Below are 13,228 nucleotides of genomic sequence, written 5' to 3' on the forward strand. Positions count from 1 at the left end.
GGAAGCTCCGCTGCAGCACCAACCGCATCACCGCGATCGTCCAAGCCGTCCTCGTCCTACATCACGCGGCAGCCTGAGGTTGGAAAAGGCTCACTTATCGTGACCAACATGTCGGACGGCTTGCGAATACACGACGCCTGAACATGCTGCCCTACCAGTCCACCCGTACTCGCGCTGTGCCGGGCCATGGTGCCGGTGGCCACCGCACCGTGCCCGGGGGCGCGTTCGGAGGCAGCTCCGTCGTGCTCCGCCATGGCTACTTCCCCTTCGCGAGCTGGTCGACGTCCGGTCATCGGCGGAATGAGTATCCAATTCTCGTTGTCGTTGGCGGGGGCTCGATCCACTGTGCGACGGCCCGCTGCCAGACATCCGACCCTGTCTGGGCCTGGCACTCCAAGTGGAATAGAACCCTCGTTTCGTGCGTGTCGAAGTTGAGGTCCACATAGACGGTTACGGTGCCGCCGGCGGCCATCGGTCCGATGTCGAGGCTCGCCATTCGGTCGTAGCCCCAGGGGCTTGAGGCGTTGCGGGCACCACGCATGCCCTCGACGCCCTCGCCTGTTGCGCTGACGATGACCGAGCGGAGCGCCGGGCCGGAGGTCTGCCGCAGCGCCAGCACCCCGCGCGGCACGTTCGCGTCGGAAGCGTCGGTGTACCCCTTTTCGATGGTGAACTGCGGACCGCGGGCCTCCGCTCGGTCCGCTTCCTCACCCTGGACCTGACGCAGCATCAGGGCCACCTGCGTTTCGGCAGACCGCACTTGCGCTTCAGCAGACTGGACTTGCGCTTCAGCGGCTCGGACTTGTGCTTCGGCCGACCGGGCCGCGCCTTTGGCGATGTGAGCCTGCCAGAACGCGACCCCAGCCGCCCCGGCGCTCACCGCAGTGGCCGCGATCGCGGTGATCAGTTCGCCGTCCACCTTGCTCCCCCCCCGTGGGCCCGCACTACCGATCGTCATCCGAGCCTATCGAGAGCAGGGAGGGACCCGGAGTGGTACTCGTAGGCGTCCCGGATCTCCCACGTGTGCTCATACGCCGTCTTCGGCCGCTCGGTGTACCGCTTCACCACCGACGGGACCAAGACGCATGGCTGGGTCACATTGACCCGCGCTGGACCACCGTCACCGTCGACAGTCAGTAATCAAAGATCGGCCCCAGCCGCTGAATACGCGACACCTCAACATGCGGGCTTACCAGTCCCAAGCCCGGTCACGGTGCCCGTGGGCACTCCCGTCGCGCAGGGGTATTCGCTGCTCGATTTCGTGGAGCTGAAGAAGGCGCTCGCCGCGATGGTGGTGGGCGAGACCAAGGCGGTTGCTGCCCGCACGCCGGTCTCGCTCGCGGGGGACCTGCTGGCCACCGAGCACATCACCGTGCCGATCACCGCGCTCGACATCCACGAGTTCACGCACCCGCCGGAGGCCGTGCCCGCCATGGATGCGCAGACGTTCCTCGCCCAGCTGAACCGCGTGCTGCCCACCGCGGGCCGCGACGAGACCCTGCCGACCCTCACCGGTGTCCAGATGGCCCTGGAGGGCGAGACGCTCGCCATGGCGGCCACCGACCGCTACCGCTTCGCGGTCGCAGAAGTCCCCGCCACCGCCACGGTGCAGCCGCTGGAGAAGCCGCTGACCACCCTCATCCCCGGTGGCATCCTCGCCCCTCTGGCCAAGCGCCTGAAGTCGTACGAAGGGCCCGTGGGCATCGGCATCAGCGAGAACGGCGAGGGCGTCATCGCCCGGGCCAACCTGTCGATGGGCGACACCACCATCACGATGCGCCCGCTGGAGGGCAGCCTACCCAAGCACGGCAGCTTGTTCCCGACCGAGTGCGACACGTCCGTCAGCGTCGACCGCGCCACGGTCGTACGGGCCGCGAAGAAGTGCCAGGCCCTCATCAAGGCCAAGGGAGAGAACAGCACGCCCGTCAGCTTCGGCTTCACCTATCAGGACTACCACGGTCCCGTCCTGCTGACCGGCGGCGCGGACGCCGAGGGTGACACGGTGCCGCTCTCCAAGGACAAGCTCCTGGCGGTGCTGACCAGCCTCGAAGAAGAGCTCTAAGCCCCACCGCCGGAGCAGCCCGAAGGCTGCTCCGGCCGCTGTACGACCTGGAGCCCGCCGACCGCGAGACGCTGATCGACACGCTCGGAGTGTGGATCGAGAAGGACGGCTCCGCGGTCCGGGCGGCCCGGCACATGCTGTGCCACCGCAACACGGTGCTGAACCGGCTGCGTCGCTTCGAGCAGATTAAGGGTCTCGAACTGTCCCGCCCCCGCGATCTTGTACGGCTCACGCTCGCCTCGACACGCTCCAACTGCTCGGGCTGGCGGCCGTCCTCGGCTGCGGGGAAGCCTGGGACGCCGACCCGGAAAGCTGAAGCCCCACGGCGGTACGCCCGTCTGGAACGCGTAGCCCGCACGGGAGTACGGCCACCCGGCACGCGTACGGCTTCACGGCGGCGGACAGCTCCCGGCACGCGTATCACCATGGCCGGATTCCTTGCCGCGGATGGCCGAATGGGCATCCGCACAATCGCGCCCCTGCGGTGTTGGGAGCGGACAGCGGGGTGCCCGAACCGCATGGACTGACTGGTCGGTACGTGTTCTGGTGGGCCCTCATCAGGGGGCAACGCCGTCAGGGCAATGCCTCCGCCAGGCATCGCCCGAGCGAGGCGATGCGTGCGCATCCCTGCCTGCCCGGAGAGCTCCATGGCCCATCAGCACGCCCATCCGCACACCCCCCCGTTCTATGAAAGACCCCGGCCCCACCGGCCGGGCAGATCCTTCGCGCTCGTCAACGGACTGACCTTCGCGGTCCATCTCCTGCTTGCCTGCGCCGCAGAGGACCTGCTGGCCACCCGGGTCGCCGGACAGATCAACCTCGGCGTCGTCGCCATTCTCGCGCAGGGCTCGCTCCTGTTGTGGACGGCGGCGCGTTACGACCGCGCCGGCCACGAGGAGGCCGCGTACGAGCCGGAGGAGGAGCACTGATGCTTCGTCAGATCCTGCTCGCCGCAGGGTATTCCGACACCCTCGACCTGGACACGGACACCCGCTCCTGGGTGCTCGTCGGCTTCTTCGCCTTCATCGTCCCGATCTTGCTCATCTGCGTGCTCAACGGCCCCGAGCGGGACCGGGTCAACGACTTCTACACGGCGGGCCGCAGGATGAGGCCCGTCCAGGGCGCCCTCGTCCTCACCGGCGTCTACCTCTCCGCCGCGACCGTGCTCGGCACGACGGGAACCGTCGCGGTCTTCGGCTTCGACGGCCTGTTCATCGCCCTGTGCACCGTGCTGTCGCTCGGCGTCCTGCTCCTGCTGTCCGGCCCGCTGCGGGAACGCGGCACCTACACCCTCGGCGACACGTTCGCCCTGCGGGCTCCGGGGCCCGCGGTCAGGATCGCGGTCGCCGTCGTCACGCTGAGCGCGTGCGTCCCGTATCTGATCGTCCAGCTCTCCGGCGCGGGCAGGACCACCGCCATGCTGCTCGGCCTGTCCGGTCCCGGCGCCGAGCAGACCGCCATCGTCATGATCGGCACCCTCGTCGTCTGCGCCACGGCCTTCGGCGGGATGCGCGGCATGATCGCGATCCAGGTGCTCAAGACGGTGCTCCTGCTCGCCATGGCCGTGGCCGTGGCGGCGGTGCTGCTTCACCGCTTCCACTGGAGCCCCGACTCCCTCATCGAGGCCGCCGGGCGGGGCAGCGGCCGTCCCGAGGGCTATATGCGTCCGGGCCTGCGGTTCGCCGCCAGCAGCCCGGTCGAGGGGACGCTCGACTTCATCGGTCTGATGATCACCGTGGTGCTGGGCGTCGCATGCCTGCCCCATGTCGCCACCCAGCTCAACACCGCTCCCGACGCCGCCGCGGCACGCCGTACGGTCCGCCACACCATCGCCATCGTCGGTGCCATCTGCCTGCTCACCACCGTGCTGGGATTCGGGGCCGCGGCGCTGATCGGCGCCCCGGAGATCCTCGCCGCCGACCCCGGGGCCACCAGCAGCCTGCTGATGCTCACCGGCGATCTGGCGGGCGGCTCGTCGGCGCAGACGGGCGAGGCATGGCTCGTCGTGCTGGTCTCCTGCGCGGTGTTCCTCACCACGCTGGCAGTCGTGGCGAGCGTGACGCTGGCGGCCGCAGGCTCGGTCGCCCACGATCTCGTCACCAACGTCGTCCGCCGCGGGCGCACGACCGAGGGCCGGGAGGTGGCTGCCGCCCGTGTCGCGTCCGCCTTGGTCGGGGTGCTGAGCATCTGCCTCGCGGTGTGGGTGCAGGGCTGGAACATGGGCTTCCTGTCCACAGTCTCCCTGGCGGTGGCGAGCTCCTGTCTGCTTCCGGCGCTGGTGTACTCGCTGTTCTGGCGCGGATTCACGCGCAGGGGGCTGCTGTGGACGCTGTACGGAGGTCTCGGCTGCGCGATCGGACTCCAGGTCGTGAGCCCCGTCTTCTCCGGCAGCCCGATGGCACTGTTCCCGGAGTGGGACATCACCTGGTTCCCGCTGCAGACGGTCGCCCTGGTGTCGCTGCCCGTCGCCTTCCTGCTCGGCTGGCTGGGAAGCGTCACGGGAGAGCGGCGTCCGGCCGCGTTGCCGGAGCAGCCCGTCAGGGCCTGACGCACGAATGCGGCCGGCGGAGCGCCCTCACACGCTCCACCGGCCGCCGCCCCCGTGCCGCTGGAGTACCCGCTGGAGGCGTACCGGATCCTCAGCGGCCTGACACGCAGCGCGCACGAACTGCCCCAATTGCTCGAGCTCCTGGAGGGTGGCATCGAGCGGCTGCGCGCCGGCGACTGCCTGGATACAGACTTCAGGGGTGCATCCCTCGAGGAGAAGCTGCAGGACTTCCGGGCAGGCCTCGCCATGGCCAGCGAGGCAGCCCAGACCTTCGAGCGAGGCCTGGACAAGGCATACCGCGCAATCGGCCACGTCTCGTACAAGGAAGCGGCCGAGCCCCAACCATAGACCTGCTGCGCCACCTCACTCGCGGTCGAATTTCTATAGTCGCCGCAGGTCCAGGTGGCGCATCACGCCCCGGTCACCCGATGGCACCACCCTCGCGGGGCAGCAGAGCGGCGGCGCGCCAGCCGGCTGCGGCCGCGGTGGGGCGCGCGCTTCGTGACTGCACCCCTTGCCGCTGATCGGACGCTCCGCTGTCTGCGGCCCGGACCGAACGCTGGTCTCAACGCACCGCGGAGGCCGTCAGCCGGCCGCTGAGGGCGCTACGCACCCGCCCCCTTCCTCTTTGCTGCCCGCCTCTGCCCGCGGGCGCTGCGCGCCACAGGGCGCCGCCAACCGTGCTCCACCGCCGTCGCTTCTCCGCCGTCCCCGTCCCGGCCCCTGCCCCCGAGCCGGAATTGCCTTACACCGAGGCTGAGATGGAGGACGCCATGGGCTACCTCCTGGCCCGCATGGTGCCGCTGACGCAGCGCACCGGCTGGAAGATCGAAGAGATCATCGAATCCGACATCTTCGGCCTGCTCGCCCTCGCGTACGTCGCGGCCCTGCGCACCCACCCGCCGCTCCCCAAGGCCGGCCCGGCCAAGGAGCTCGACGCGCTCGCGTTCTCCTACTACCTCCGCATGCTCGCCAGCGCCCCAAGGGCTTCGACGACGTCACCGACCGACTCGTCCTCGACAGCGTCCAGTGGTGCTCCCCGGCCCTCAATGTGGCCGCCCAGGCCCGCGCCCTGCGACTCGTCCAGGACTGACCCTCGCAGTAGACCGGCGGGCTGACTTGCTGCCCTACTGCTGCGGCACGGTCATCTCGCCCAGTAGGGACCAGTCGTCCTGCGCGAGGTTTGCGTTCACGATCCGGGGCGTCTCGGCCAGGTGGGGCGGCAGCGTCCGCTGTGCGGCCCTGAAGTGCTCGGACTGGACGTGGGCGACTCCTGCCGCGTCGTCGCGGAAGGCCTCCACCAGGATGTACTCCGCCGGGTCCTCGATGCTCCTGGACCAGGCGAACCAGAGGCAGCCGGGTTCGTTGCGGGTGGCCGCGGTGAAGTCGGCAGCGATCTCGGGCCACCGGTCGGCGTGCTCGGTAAGGACTTTGAACTTGGCGGTGATGAAGATCATCGCACTCCCTCGTATCGGTCTCACGGTCTGCGCCGCTCCTGACGGCAGCTTTAGTACTCCAGTCAGATTTGGTGTCGTGAGCTGGCTCTTTTCCGGTAGTGGCTTCGTTGGGCGATGGCTTGGTGGTGTCTGCGCCAGTGGGACCATCTCAGGGCATGCTGACGCTGGTTGAGTTCGGGGCTGGGGTGGGGCAGGAGAGTGTCCAGGAGCCGCCGGATTTCCGCCACGGTGAGGCAGACGAGGCTGGTCGGTTCGTTTCTGCGGTTTCCCGGTGGGCGGCTTGGGCGGCCAGGGTGGTGAGGAAGGCATGGGCGAGCATGGCCAGGGTGATGTGCCGGTACCAGCCCGGATAGCGGCGGACCTCGTACTCGTCCAGGCCGCACTCGTTCTTCGCGGCCTGGAAGCATTCCTCGACCGCCCACCGACTGCCGGCGATCCGGGTGAGTTCGTCGATTTCGATGCCGACGGGTGCGTGGGCGAGGTAGTAGGCGATCTCGGTGGGGTCGGACAGGCTGCGGCGGGCCAGCACCCAGCGATGACGGGTCGGCGGATCCGGGTCGAAAATGATGTTGTCGGGTAGTTGTGCCGCGGCCCAGTCATAGACGCGCGGGCCCTTCGCCCCGTCACCGCAGGACAGCCGCTGCCAGGCATCGGCGGGGGCTTCGTCAATGAGCTGGTCGATGCGCCAGATCCCCGCCAGGGATTTGATCTGCTGGGACTTGGGCACCGCAACCACGTAACCGAGGCCGAGCTGCTCGAGCAGGCGGCGGAAGTTCCAGTCCTGCCCATAAGCCTCGTCCGCGGTCACCCAGGCGGCCGGCAGGTCCGCGGCCAGGCAGCGGCGCACGATCTCCCGGGCCAGCTCGCCCTTTGTGGCAAAGCCGCGTTCATCAGGGATTTTCGCTGCCCGGCACCGCTCACGGTCGGAGGTCCAGGCTTTCGGCAGGTAGAGCTCCCGGTCCACCAGGGCCCGGCCCGAGCTGGTGGCGTAGGCGGCAAACACGCCGATCTGACAGTTGTCGATCTTCCCCGAGGTGCCGGTGTACTGCCGGCCTACCCCGGCCGAGGTGGTGCCCTTCTTGACGAACCCGGTGTCATCGATGATCAGTACCCCGCCCGGGCCGAGCCGCTCGGCGACGTAGTCCCGCACGTCGTCGCGAACGGCATCGGCGTCCCAGCGGGCACCGTTCAGCAGGTGCTGCAGGCCCGCCGGATCACGGTGGCCGGCCCACTCGGCCAACTGCCAGCCGTTCTTCCGCCCGACCGGCGCCAGCAGTCCCCGCACGTAATCACGCATCCTCCACCGCAGATCCGCTCGCCCGAACCGGCCCGCCACCCGAGCGAAAACCGACTCCAACTCGGCCTTCCAGCAATCGACTTCAGGTATCACGTCCACACCCGGACAACGACAATCAGCAGCTCAAGACACGAAATCTGACTGGAGTACTTAGCCTCGATCTTTCGTGACGGCTCGTCAGTGAACCGTTTTCATCCTGAATAGTTGCAAGTTATCAGGGTGTGGAAGGCCTGGACGATGGTGCCGATCCGGCGGGTGGAACACCGAGCTCTGCGCGTGATATGCCAGGACTTGAGCTGGGCGATGGCACGTTCGCCTGGGGCGCGGTGTCGTGCGTGGTCGCGGTTGAACTGCTGGTAGTGCTCGGGTTGTTCGCTGTGGTGGTAGTACGGGGTGCCGGAAGGTGGCGCCGGCGCCCTGGTAGGCGCGGTCCGCCAGCACGAGGATCTGCCGGGTGAGGCAGGCTTGGACGATGCCGTGGGTGCGGCCCGGGGTCGCGCGGGAGAACCACAGCGGTGTGCCGTCCGGTCGCGCGATGACCTGGACATTCATGCCGTGTTTCCGGTGTTTCTGGGAGTAGTACGGCTGGTCCGCGGCGATGCGGTCGATGGGGATGAGTGTGCCGTCGACGATGACGAAGTCTCCTTCGCCCAGGCCGACCAGGGCCTCCTGCAGGCCAGGCGCCCAGGAGGCCAGGACCTCGAGGGTCTCGTCGACATACCGTCAGGCGGTTGCGGTGGAGATCCCGAATCCCGCCGCGAGCTGGGGCAGCGTCTCATTCTTGCGCAGGTGCACCAGCGCCAGCAGGGCCCGGTGGAAGCAGCCCAGCTTGCGCCACCTCGTGCCGCATTCACACCTTCGGGCATAGATCAGCCATGAGACGTGCTCGACCAACTCATGCGGGACGTCGAGCGTGGCACGATACGGGACCGAGCGAGGCTCCTCGGACGAAGCGTGGTGCGTAGAGAACACCACCGCAACGACCAGGAGCCTCGCCTCGTCACACCACCCTGCCGACCTGCACCATCACCCCTGCAGGACAGGATGAAAACGGTTCAGGGACGGTGGTGAATCTCGGAACGGCGTAAGCACAGGTGTGAGTCCGGCTCCTTCTCGGGGGCCGGACTCATGTCTTGTGTCGCAGCCGAGAGCAGGAGACCAGGACTGCCTGTGCGAGAGGCGCAGTACGCCGGTCTCGACCGTCGTGCATGGGGTTCGTCGGAAAGCTTCGTCGCCGAGGAGTCTGTGGCGGCCTGACGGTCGGGAAGCCGGCGGCCCGTGCGCACGCCCGGTCCTCCGGCCGTGTCCGTCCGTCGGCAGTTCCTCGCCGTGGGAGGCGTGCGTCAGGGGCGCAGGCCAGTGTGTGCGAGGGCGACCGCGCTGAGGGTGGCGATGACCTCCTGGTCGCCCCGGCGCCAGGCGTCGGCGAATCCGCCGGGCGGGGCAGGCAGCTTGGCGAGGGCGGCCGGCGGGCCGGTGAGGGCACGCAGGGCGAGCAGGTCGGCACCGCCCGGCGTGTCGGCGAGACGGCGGACGATCATGCTGCGGCGAATCCAGAGCAGGCGCGGAGGAAGCCACAGCACCAGGATGAGGAGCACGGGGACGACGATGAGGGCTGTGGTCGTCACGTCGGCGACCTGGGTGACGGCCTCCTGGAGCGATGCGCCGGCGTCCGCGAAGCCGGTACTGGCGTCGGCTGCGGACTGGAGCGGCTTCTTCAGGACGTCGCCGATGAACGGTACGTCCGACGCCGCGTCCCCGGCGTTGCCGAGTTGCTCGGCGAGGCCGTCTCCGGAGTTCTCGACCTTCCGCCCCGGCTCGGCCAGCAGCATGATCGCGTCGCGGACGAAGAATGCCGCCCACACCGCGAGGGCGATCAGGGCCACGGCGATAAGGTCCACGAGCACCTGGCGGTTCCGGCGTGCGGGAGTCTGGGCGTAGATGCGCAACGGCGGGCTCCTGTTCTGGTCAGGACGTCGAGGAGAATCGGCCGTCCCGCCAGCGACTCGGCCGGCCGGTCTCGGGGTCGACCATTCCACCGCGCTCCCCGGGCAAACATGCAAGACGCCGCGGCGGACCGTGCTCCGGGGGCGGGTGCCGGCCCCCGGGGGGACGTCCCGGTTCGCTGGGAGTGGAGATCCTTCAGCGCCTCTTGGAGCAGTTTCTGCCCTTCTCCCCCACCGACCAGCGCCCTGCCCGGGCACACGTCCGGCACCGCTCCGTACGCGCCGCCCCGGAGGCCCCTCGCCGGCGAGCGGAGGGGCGAGCCGCCCGCCGCGAGGGGTGCTCGGAGGCGGCCGGCGCGTTCGATCCGTTCACCCCGCCACCCGGCCACCGTATTCCTGCTGCGGACAGCGGTCGGGGGGCAGAGTGTCAGGGCTGTTCGCGGCGCCGGCCCCTGAACGAGGTCAAAGTTCGTTGAGCGATCCCCATGTCGTCAGGGTTCGATGGGGCCGGTCGGGACTCCGACGAGACGGGGCAGTGCTCGTCAGGTCCGACGGTCAGACATGCCCAGGGCGAACTCGCGTTTCTATTTCGGGTATGGCGCCATCGGCGTTGCCCGATGACTTGGGGCAGGCCAGCGTGGGTGGGACCGCGTCTATCGGGCGCTCGCCGTCCCGCGCCCGTACGGCACGACAGGGCTGAGCCGACGCCTGCTGGAGCTGTCGGCGCGGATCTTCACCGACCCGGCCTGGGGCACGGCCCGGCCCGGCACCGGATGGGCGGAGCTGCGCCACCAGGCGCGGCTCGGCTGGCCGGCGTGCTGATCGTGGGGTTCGAGCAAGGAGAAGGACGCGATGGCTGGAGGACGGTCCCCGGAGGGGCTGCGGTGGGGCGCAGGTCCGGCCGCATCAGGCGACGGCTGAGCCGGCCGCACTGTGCCGCACTCTGCCGTGGAGCGCGGAGCCGATACCCGGCTGCCGGGCGCCGAACCCCCCGCACACCGGTGAGGTCGCCTGCCGCCGCGGATGGAGTGCACCGACCTGTCCGTCCGGATCACCACCCACACGTACGGGGCCACCGTCGAGGGTGAGCAGCGGGCGCAGTCCCGCAGCGAGCGCAAGGACGATCATTTCGCACCCACCGTCACCCTCGCACGGAGTTGAGCAGCAGAGTCTCAGCGGATCATGCGTCGGGGTTCATGCCCTGGGCGGTCTTCTTCAGCCGGTCGATCTGGAGCTTCGCGAAGTCGTTGTAGTTCGGCTTCTCCACGAAGGTGCCGTCGCCGTTCACCACGGCGACGACGCTGCCGATCCGCATCATGACCATGGTCTCGCCGTCGGCGTCCTCGAAGGCTTCGGTCTCCTCGGCGCCCGCGTCGATCTCCAGCGGCTTCGCCTTCTTCCCGTCCTTCTCGGCCTTGCTGCGCTCCTTGGTGACCAGGGCCTTGTAGGTGGCACTGGCGTCGCCCGGGCTCTGGAAGGCCAGGAGGCCGAAGCCGACCTCACCGTCGTAGTCGGAGCTGTCGCTCCGGCCGCTGTCATCCGTGTCGAAGTCGGTGGCGCCTATGCTGAGCAGCCCGCCGCAGTTGGACTCGGTCCAGGCGGCGCACTCCTCGACGGCCTCGTCGCCGGCCTCGACCTTGATGTTGTCGCCCTCGAAGCCCTTGGGGGCGCTCGCCTTGCTGGGGAGGGCGGTGCGGACCATGTCCGGCGTCAGCGTGACCGGGGGCTTGTCGCCGTCCCCGCGGAAGGCATCCAGACCGTCGTCCGAACCACCGCACGCCGTCAGTACGGCCATCAGCACCACTCCGGCCGTGATCCCCCGAGCTGCCTTACTCAACGTCAACCCCCGGCATTCATCATCCATTTGACGTAGACACTCAAGCGTATGACGGCTCAGCACACCAAATGCGTTTCGCCCGTCACCTGCCGACGCACCCCGTTCATCTGCATCGTCCCCGTCCAGCGCGGAGGTCCGTGCTTCGATCACCGCACTCCAGATCCTCACCTCCCATCGGGGCCGGTGCTCCTGCCGACGCAGCGCCTCGGGACGGTTTTACTCATCACGCCCGAGCAGGCAGATCTACGCACAACCGGGCGACACGTCACGGCGGCCGCGGCGGTGAGTACGGTCAGCGGACCGGGTTCCCTCGCCGACTCCGCCGGGCGGCCCGTTCGTGCACCTGACCGGCCACTTCGAGGTGCCCGACCGATCCCCTGCTTCTCGCGGAATCCGAGTGGCAGAGCATGCTGCGTGAGGCGCGTGGACCGGAGCGCTCCTGGCAGGAGCACGACAGGCCCTGATGGAGGCAGCGTTACGCCGAGCCGGCACTACGCACCCACTACCCGTTCCACCAGCCGCTGGGCGCTGCACTTGCCGAGCACCACCCACCCCGAGCCTGACCCGTGGGCAGCCCCTTCCTGACCGCAGGTGGCAACGGCACGTACGGGGTGGGAAACGGCTTCATCACCCCGGACCTGGGCGTGTTCGACACGGCCCGAGGCCGAGACACTGGTCGTGCGGTGTCTGCCGACCGGCTTCGTGCCCGGTCAACCGGCCGGGTTGTCCGGGGTAATGCTCGTGTCCAGCGGCCGGCGGCATTGAGCCAGGCGTCCGTCTGCATGCGGGTATCAGGCTCCCGCGACCAGTGCGCGGTGGCCGAAGGGGCGATGACCCGTAGCCGGCGGGGGTCCGCCGGCGCCATCAGCCGCTGAGGTGAGCGCGCGGCACCGGAGAACGTCCGGATTCGAGTGAACCTCCCGGGTGTTTCGCCGCTCTGATGAATCGACAGTGCCGAAGGGGCCGATCCTCTTGCGAGGTCCGGTCCCTCGGCGTCCGCAATCCGATGGAGACCGACCCCCATGAGTGTTTCCCCGACCCGCCACCGTCTTCGCCGGATAGCCTCCGCGGGGCTGGTGGCGAGCGCGGCGCTGGCCCTCGTCGCTTCGGGCGCCACCGCGGCCGCGGCGCAGACCGCACCCGACGAGGCGAGGGCGAAGCCCGGCGCCAGGATCATCGGCGGGGTGAAGCAGTCCAACGGTGCCCACCCGTGGATGGCGGCCCTGCTGAGCAAGGGCTCCGCGAGCCCGGCCGATCGCCAGTTCTGCGGCGGCAGCCTGGTCAGCAGCACCGTGGTGCCGACCGCCGCGCACTGTGTGACGGACACCAGGCCGAAGCAGCTGGAAGTCACGGTCGGCCGGACCGTGCTGTCCGACAAGCGCCAGGGGCAGCTGCGCAACGTGCGGAGCATCGTCTCGCACCCCCGCTACGTCAGGGGGAACGAGGCGTACGACCTGGCACTGCTGGAGCTGGCCAGGCCGGTCACCGGCACCGCCGCCGTGAAGATGCCGACCGCCGGCACCGACGCCCTGCTCCGCCCCGGCGCGCAGGCGACGGTGATCGGCTGGGGCAACACCGACACCGAGGTGCCCAGCTTCCCCGACGGCTGCGCGGCGTGAAGGTGCCTCTGCTCTCGCACGCCGAGTGCACGGCGACGTACCCGGGCTACAACAAGGCCGCCAACGTCTGTGCGGGCGTCGAGGGCAAGGACTCCTGCCAGGGCGACAGCGGCGGACCGCTGTTCCGCAAGGTCGCGGGCCGTATGTACCAGATCGGCATCGTGTCGTACGGCGAGGGCTGCGGTGAGCAGGGTGCGCCCGGCGTCTACACCTCCACCAGCTCGAAGAAGCTGTGGGACACCCTCGCCGAATCCCGCGAGGGCAAGCGGATGAAGCGGTTGCTGCGCCGCTGACGCAGTGAGGCGGGCAGGGCCGCCCCGGGGTGCCTCGGCCGGGCCGCATCGGACGCGCAGCGCCAAGGCGGCCGCACGTCGCACATGACCGGCCGCCCCCCGGGGTGGCCGGCGTCGTCGGCCCTGCGAGTCATTGCCCCCAGCACTTGGGCTTGTCGCCGGCGGGGGT

General features: G+C 69.4%; 12 protein-coding genes and 2 pseudogenes. 8 read left to right on the forward strand and 6 right to left on the reverse strand.

Annotated elements, in window-relative coordinates; translation table 11 throughout:
• Positions 1 to 289 precede the first annotated feature (289 nt).
• A complete protein-coding gene (locus tag ACIQ7Q_RS34380; protein WP_403871233.1) occupies positions 290 to 919 on the reverse strand; it encodes a hypothetical protein in 630 nt (209 codons plus the stop codon).
• Positions 920 to 1,219: 300 nt separating this feature from the next.
• Between ACIQ7Q_RS34380 and ACIQ7Q_RS34385 the strand changes: the two genes are divergently transcribed.
• From ACIQ7Q_RS34385 to ACIQ7Q_RS34410, 6 genes are all read left to right on the forward strand, one after another.
• Entirely contained in the window at positions 1,220 to 2,062 is an 843-nt protein-coding gene (locus ACIQ7Q_RS34385) for a hypothetical protein (RefSeq protein ID WP_403871236.1), read from the forward strand.
• Positions 2,063 to 2,151: 89 nt separating this feature from the next.
• On the forward strand, positions 2,152 to 2,589 hold the full coding sequence (locus ACIQ7Q_RS34390) for a helix-turn-helix domain-containing protein (protein WP_403871238.1): 438 nt from the start codon (positions 2,152 to 2,154) through the stop codon (positions 2,587 to 2,589).
• Positions 2,590 to 2,709: 120 nt separating this feature from the next.
• On the forward strand, positions 2,710 to 2,991 hold the full coding sequence (locus ACIQ7Q_RS34395; protein WP_403871240.1) for a hypothetical protein: 282 nt from the start codon (positions 2,710 to 2,712) through the stop codon (positions 2,989 to 2,991).
• Positions 2,991 to 4,610: a cation acetate symporter gene (locus ACIQ7Q_RS34400; RefSeq protein WP_403871244.1), complete on the forward strand. Its 1,620-nt coding sequence runs from the start codon at positions 2,991 to 2,993 to the stop codon at positions 4,608 to 4,610. Before ACIQ7Q_RS34395 ends, ACIQ7Q_RS34400 begins: the two co-directional genes overlap by 1 nt.
• A 54-nt stretch (positions 4,611 to 4,664) precedes the next feature.
• Positions 4,665 to 4,958, forward strand: coding sequence for a hypothetical protein (locus ACIQ7Q_RS34405; RefSeq protein WP_403871247.1), 294 nt, complete (start codon positions 4,665 to 4,667; stop codon positions 4,956 to 4,958).
• Positions 4,959 to 5,383: 425 nt separating this feature from the next.
• Positions 5,384 to 5,728, forward strand: a complete 345-nt coding sequence (locus ACIQ7Q_RS34410) for a hypothetical protein (protein ID WP_403871250.1) — start codon at positions 5,384 to 5,386, stop codon at positions 5,726 to 5,728.
• A gap of 9 nt (positions 5,729 to 5,737) precedes the next feature.
• Here the strand turns inward: ACIQ7Q_RS34410 and ACIQ7Q_RS34415 are convergent, their stop codons facing one another.
• The 4 genes and pseudogenes from ACIQ7Q_RS34415 to ACIQ7Q_RS34430 form a co-directional block, all read right to left on the reverse strand.
• Positions 5,738 to 6,067, reverse strand: coding sequence for a putative quinol monooxygenase (locus ACIQ7Q_RS34415; protein WP_403871253.1), 330 nt, complete (start codon positions 6,065 to 6,067; stop codon positions 5,738 to 5,740).
• A 148-nt stretch (positions 6,068 to 6,215) separates the two neighbouring features.
• Positions 6,216 to 7,457, reverse strand: coding sequence for an IS701 family transposase (locus tag ACIQ7Q_RS34420; protein WP_403871256.1), 1,242 nt, complete (start codon positions 7,455 to 7,457; stop codon positions 6,216 to 6,218).
• 98 nt (positions 7,458 to 7,555) lie between these two features.
• Positions 7,556 to 8,339, reverse strand: a pseudogene (locus ACIQ7Q_RS34425) (transposase family protein).
• A 368-nt stretch (positions 8,340 to 8,707) separates the two neighbouring features.
• Positions 8,708 to 9,313, reverse strand: coding sequence for a hypothetical protein (locus tag ACIQ7Q_RS34430; protein WP_403871258.1), 606 nt, complete (start codon positions 9,311 to 9,313; stop codon positions 8,708 to 8,710).
• Between the two features lie 1,020 nt (positions 9,314 to 10,333).
• Between ACIQ7Q_RS34430 and ACIQ7Q_RS34435 the strand changes: the two genes are divergently transcribed.
• Positions 10,334 to 10,471 carry a hypothetical protein gene (locus ACIQ7Q_RS34435; RefSeq protein WP_403871261.1) on the forward strand — a complete coding sequence of 46 codons (138 nt, stop codon included), beginning with the start codon at positions 10,334 to 10,336 and terminating at the stop codon, positions 10,469 to 10,471.
• Positions 10,472 to 10,490: 19 nt separating this feature from the next.
• Here the strand turns inward: ACIQ7Q_RS34435 and ACIQ7Q_RS34440 are convergent, their stop codons facing one another.
• On the reverse strand, positions 10,491 to 11,147 hold the full coding sequence (locus tag ACIQ7Q_RS34440) for a hypothetical protein (RefSeq protein ID WP_403871264.1): 657 nt from the start codon (positions 11,145 to 11,147) through the stop codon (positions 10,491 to 10,493).
• A 1,214-nt stretch (positions 11,148 to 12,361) separates the two neighbouring features.
• Between ACIQ7Q_RS34440 and ACIQ7Q_RS34445 the strand changes: the two are divergent.
• Positions 12,362 to 13,059, forward strand: a pseudogene (locus ACIQ7Q_RS34445) (S1 family peptidase).
• Positions 13,060 to 13,228 lie beyond the last annotated feature (169 nt).

It is taken from the genome of Streptomyces sp. NPDC096176 (assembly GCF_044763255.1).
Taxonomy (GTDB): Bacteria; Actinomycetota; Actinomycetes; order Streptomycetales; family Streptomycetaceae; genus Streptomyces.

Excerpts from the sequence above, each read along its gene's own strand:
- ACIQ7Q_RS34395 (WP_403871240.1), top strand. The coding sequence starts at position 2,710 with ATGGCCCATCAGCACGCCCATCCGCACACCCCCCCGTTCTATGAAAGA.
- ACIQ7Q_RS34400 (WP_403871244.1), top strand. The coding sequence starts at position 2,991 with ATGCTTCGTCAGATCCTGCTCGCCGCAGGGTATTCCGACACCCTCGAC.
- ACIQ7Q_RS34410 (WP_403871250.1), top strand. The coding sequence starts at position 5,384 with ATGGGCTACCTCCTGGCCCGCATGGTGCCGCTGACGCAGCGCACCGGC.
- ACIQ7Q_RS34415 (WP_403871253.1), bottom strand. The coding sequence starts at position 6,067 with ATGATCTTCATCACCGCCAAGTTCAAAGTCCTTACCGAGCACGCCGAC.
- ACIQ7Q_RS34435 (WP_403871261.1), top strand. The coding sequence starts at position 10,334 with ATGGAGTGCACCGACCTGTCCGTCCGGATCACCACCCACACGTACGGG.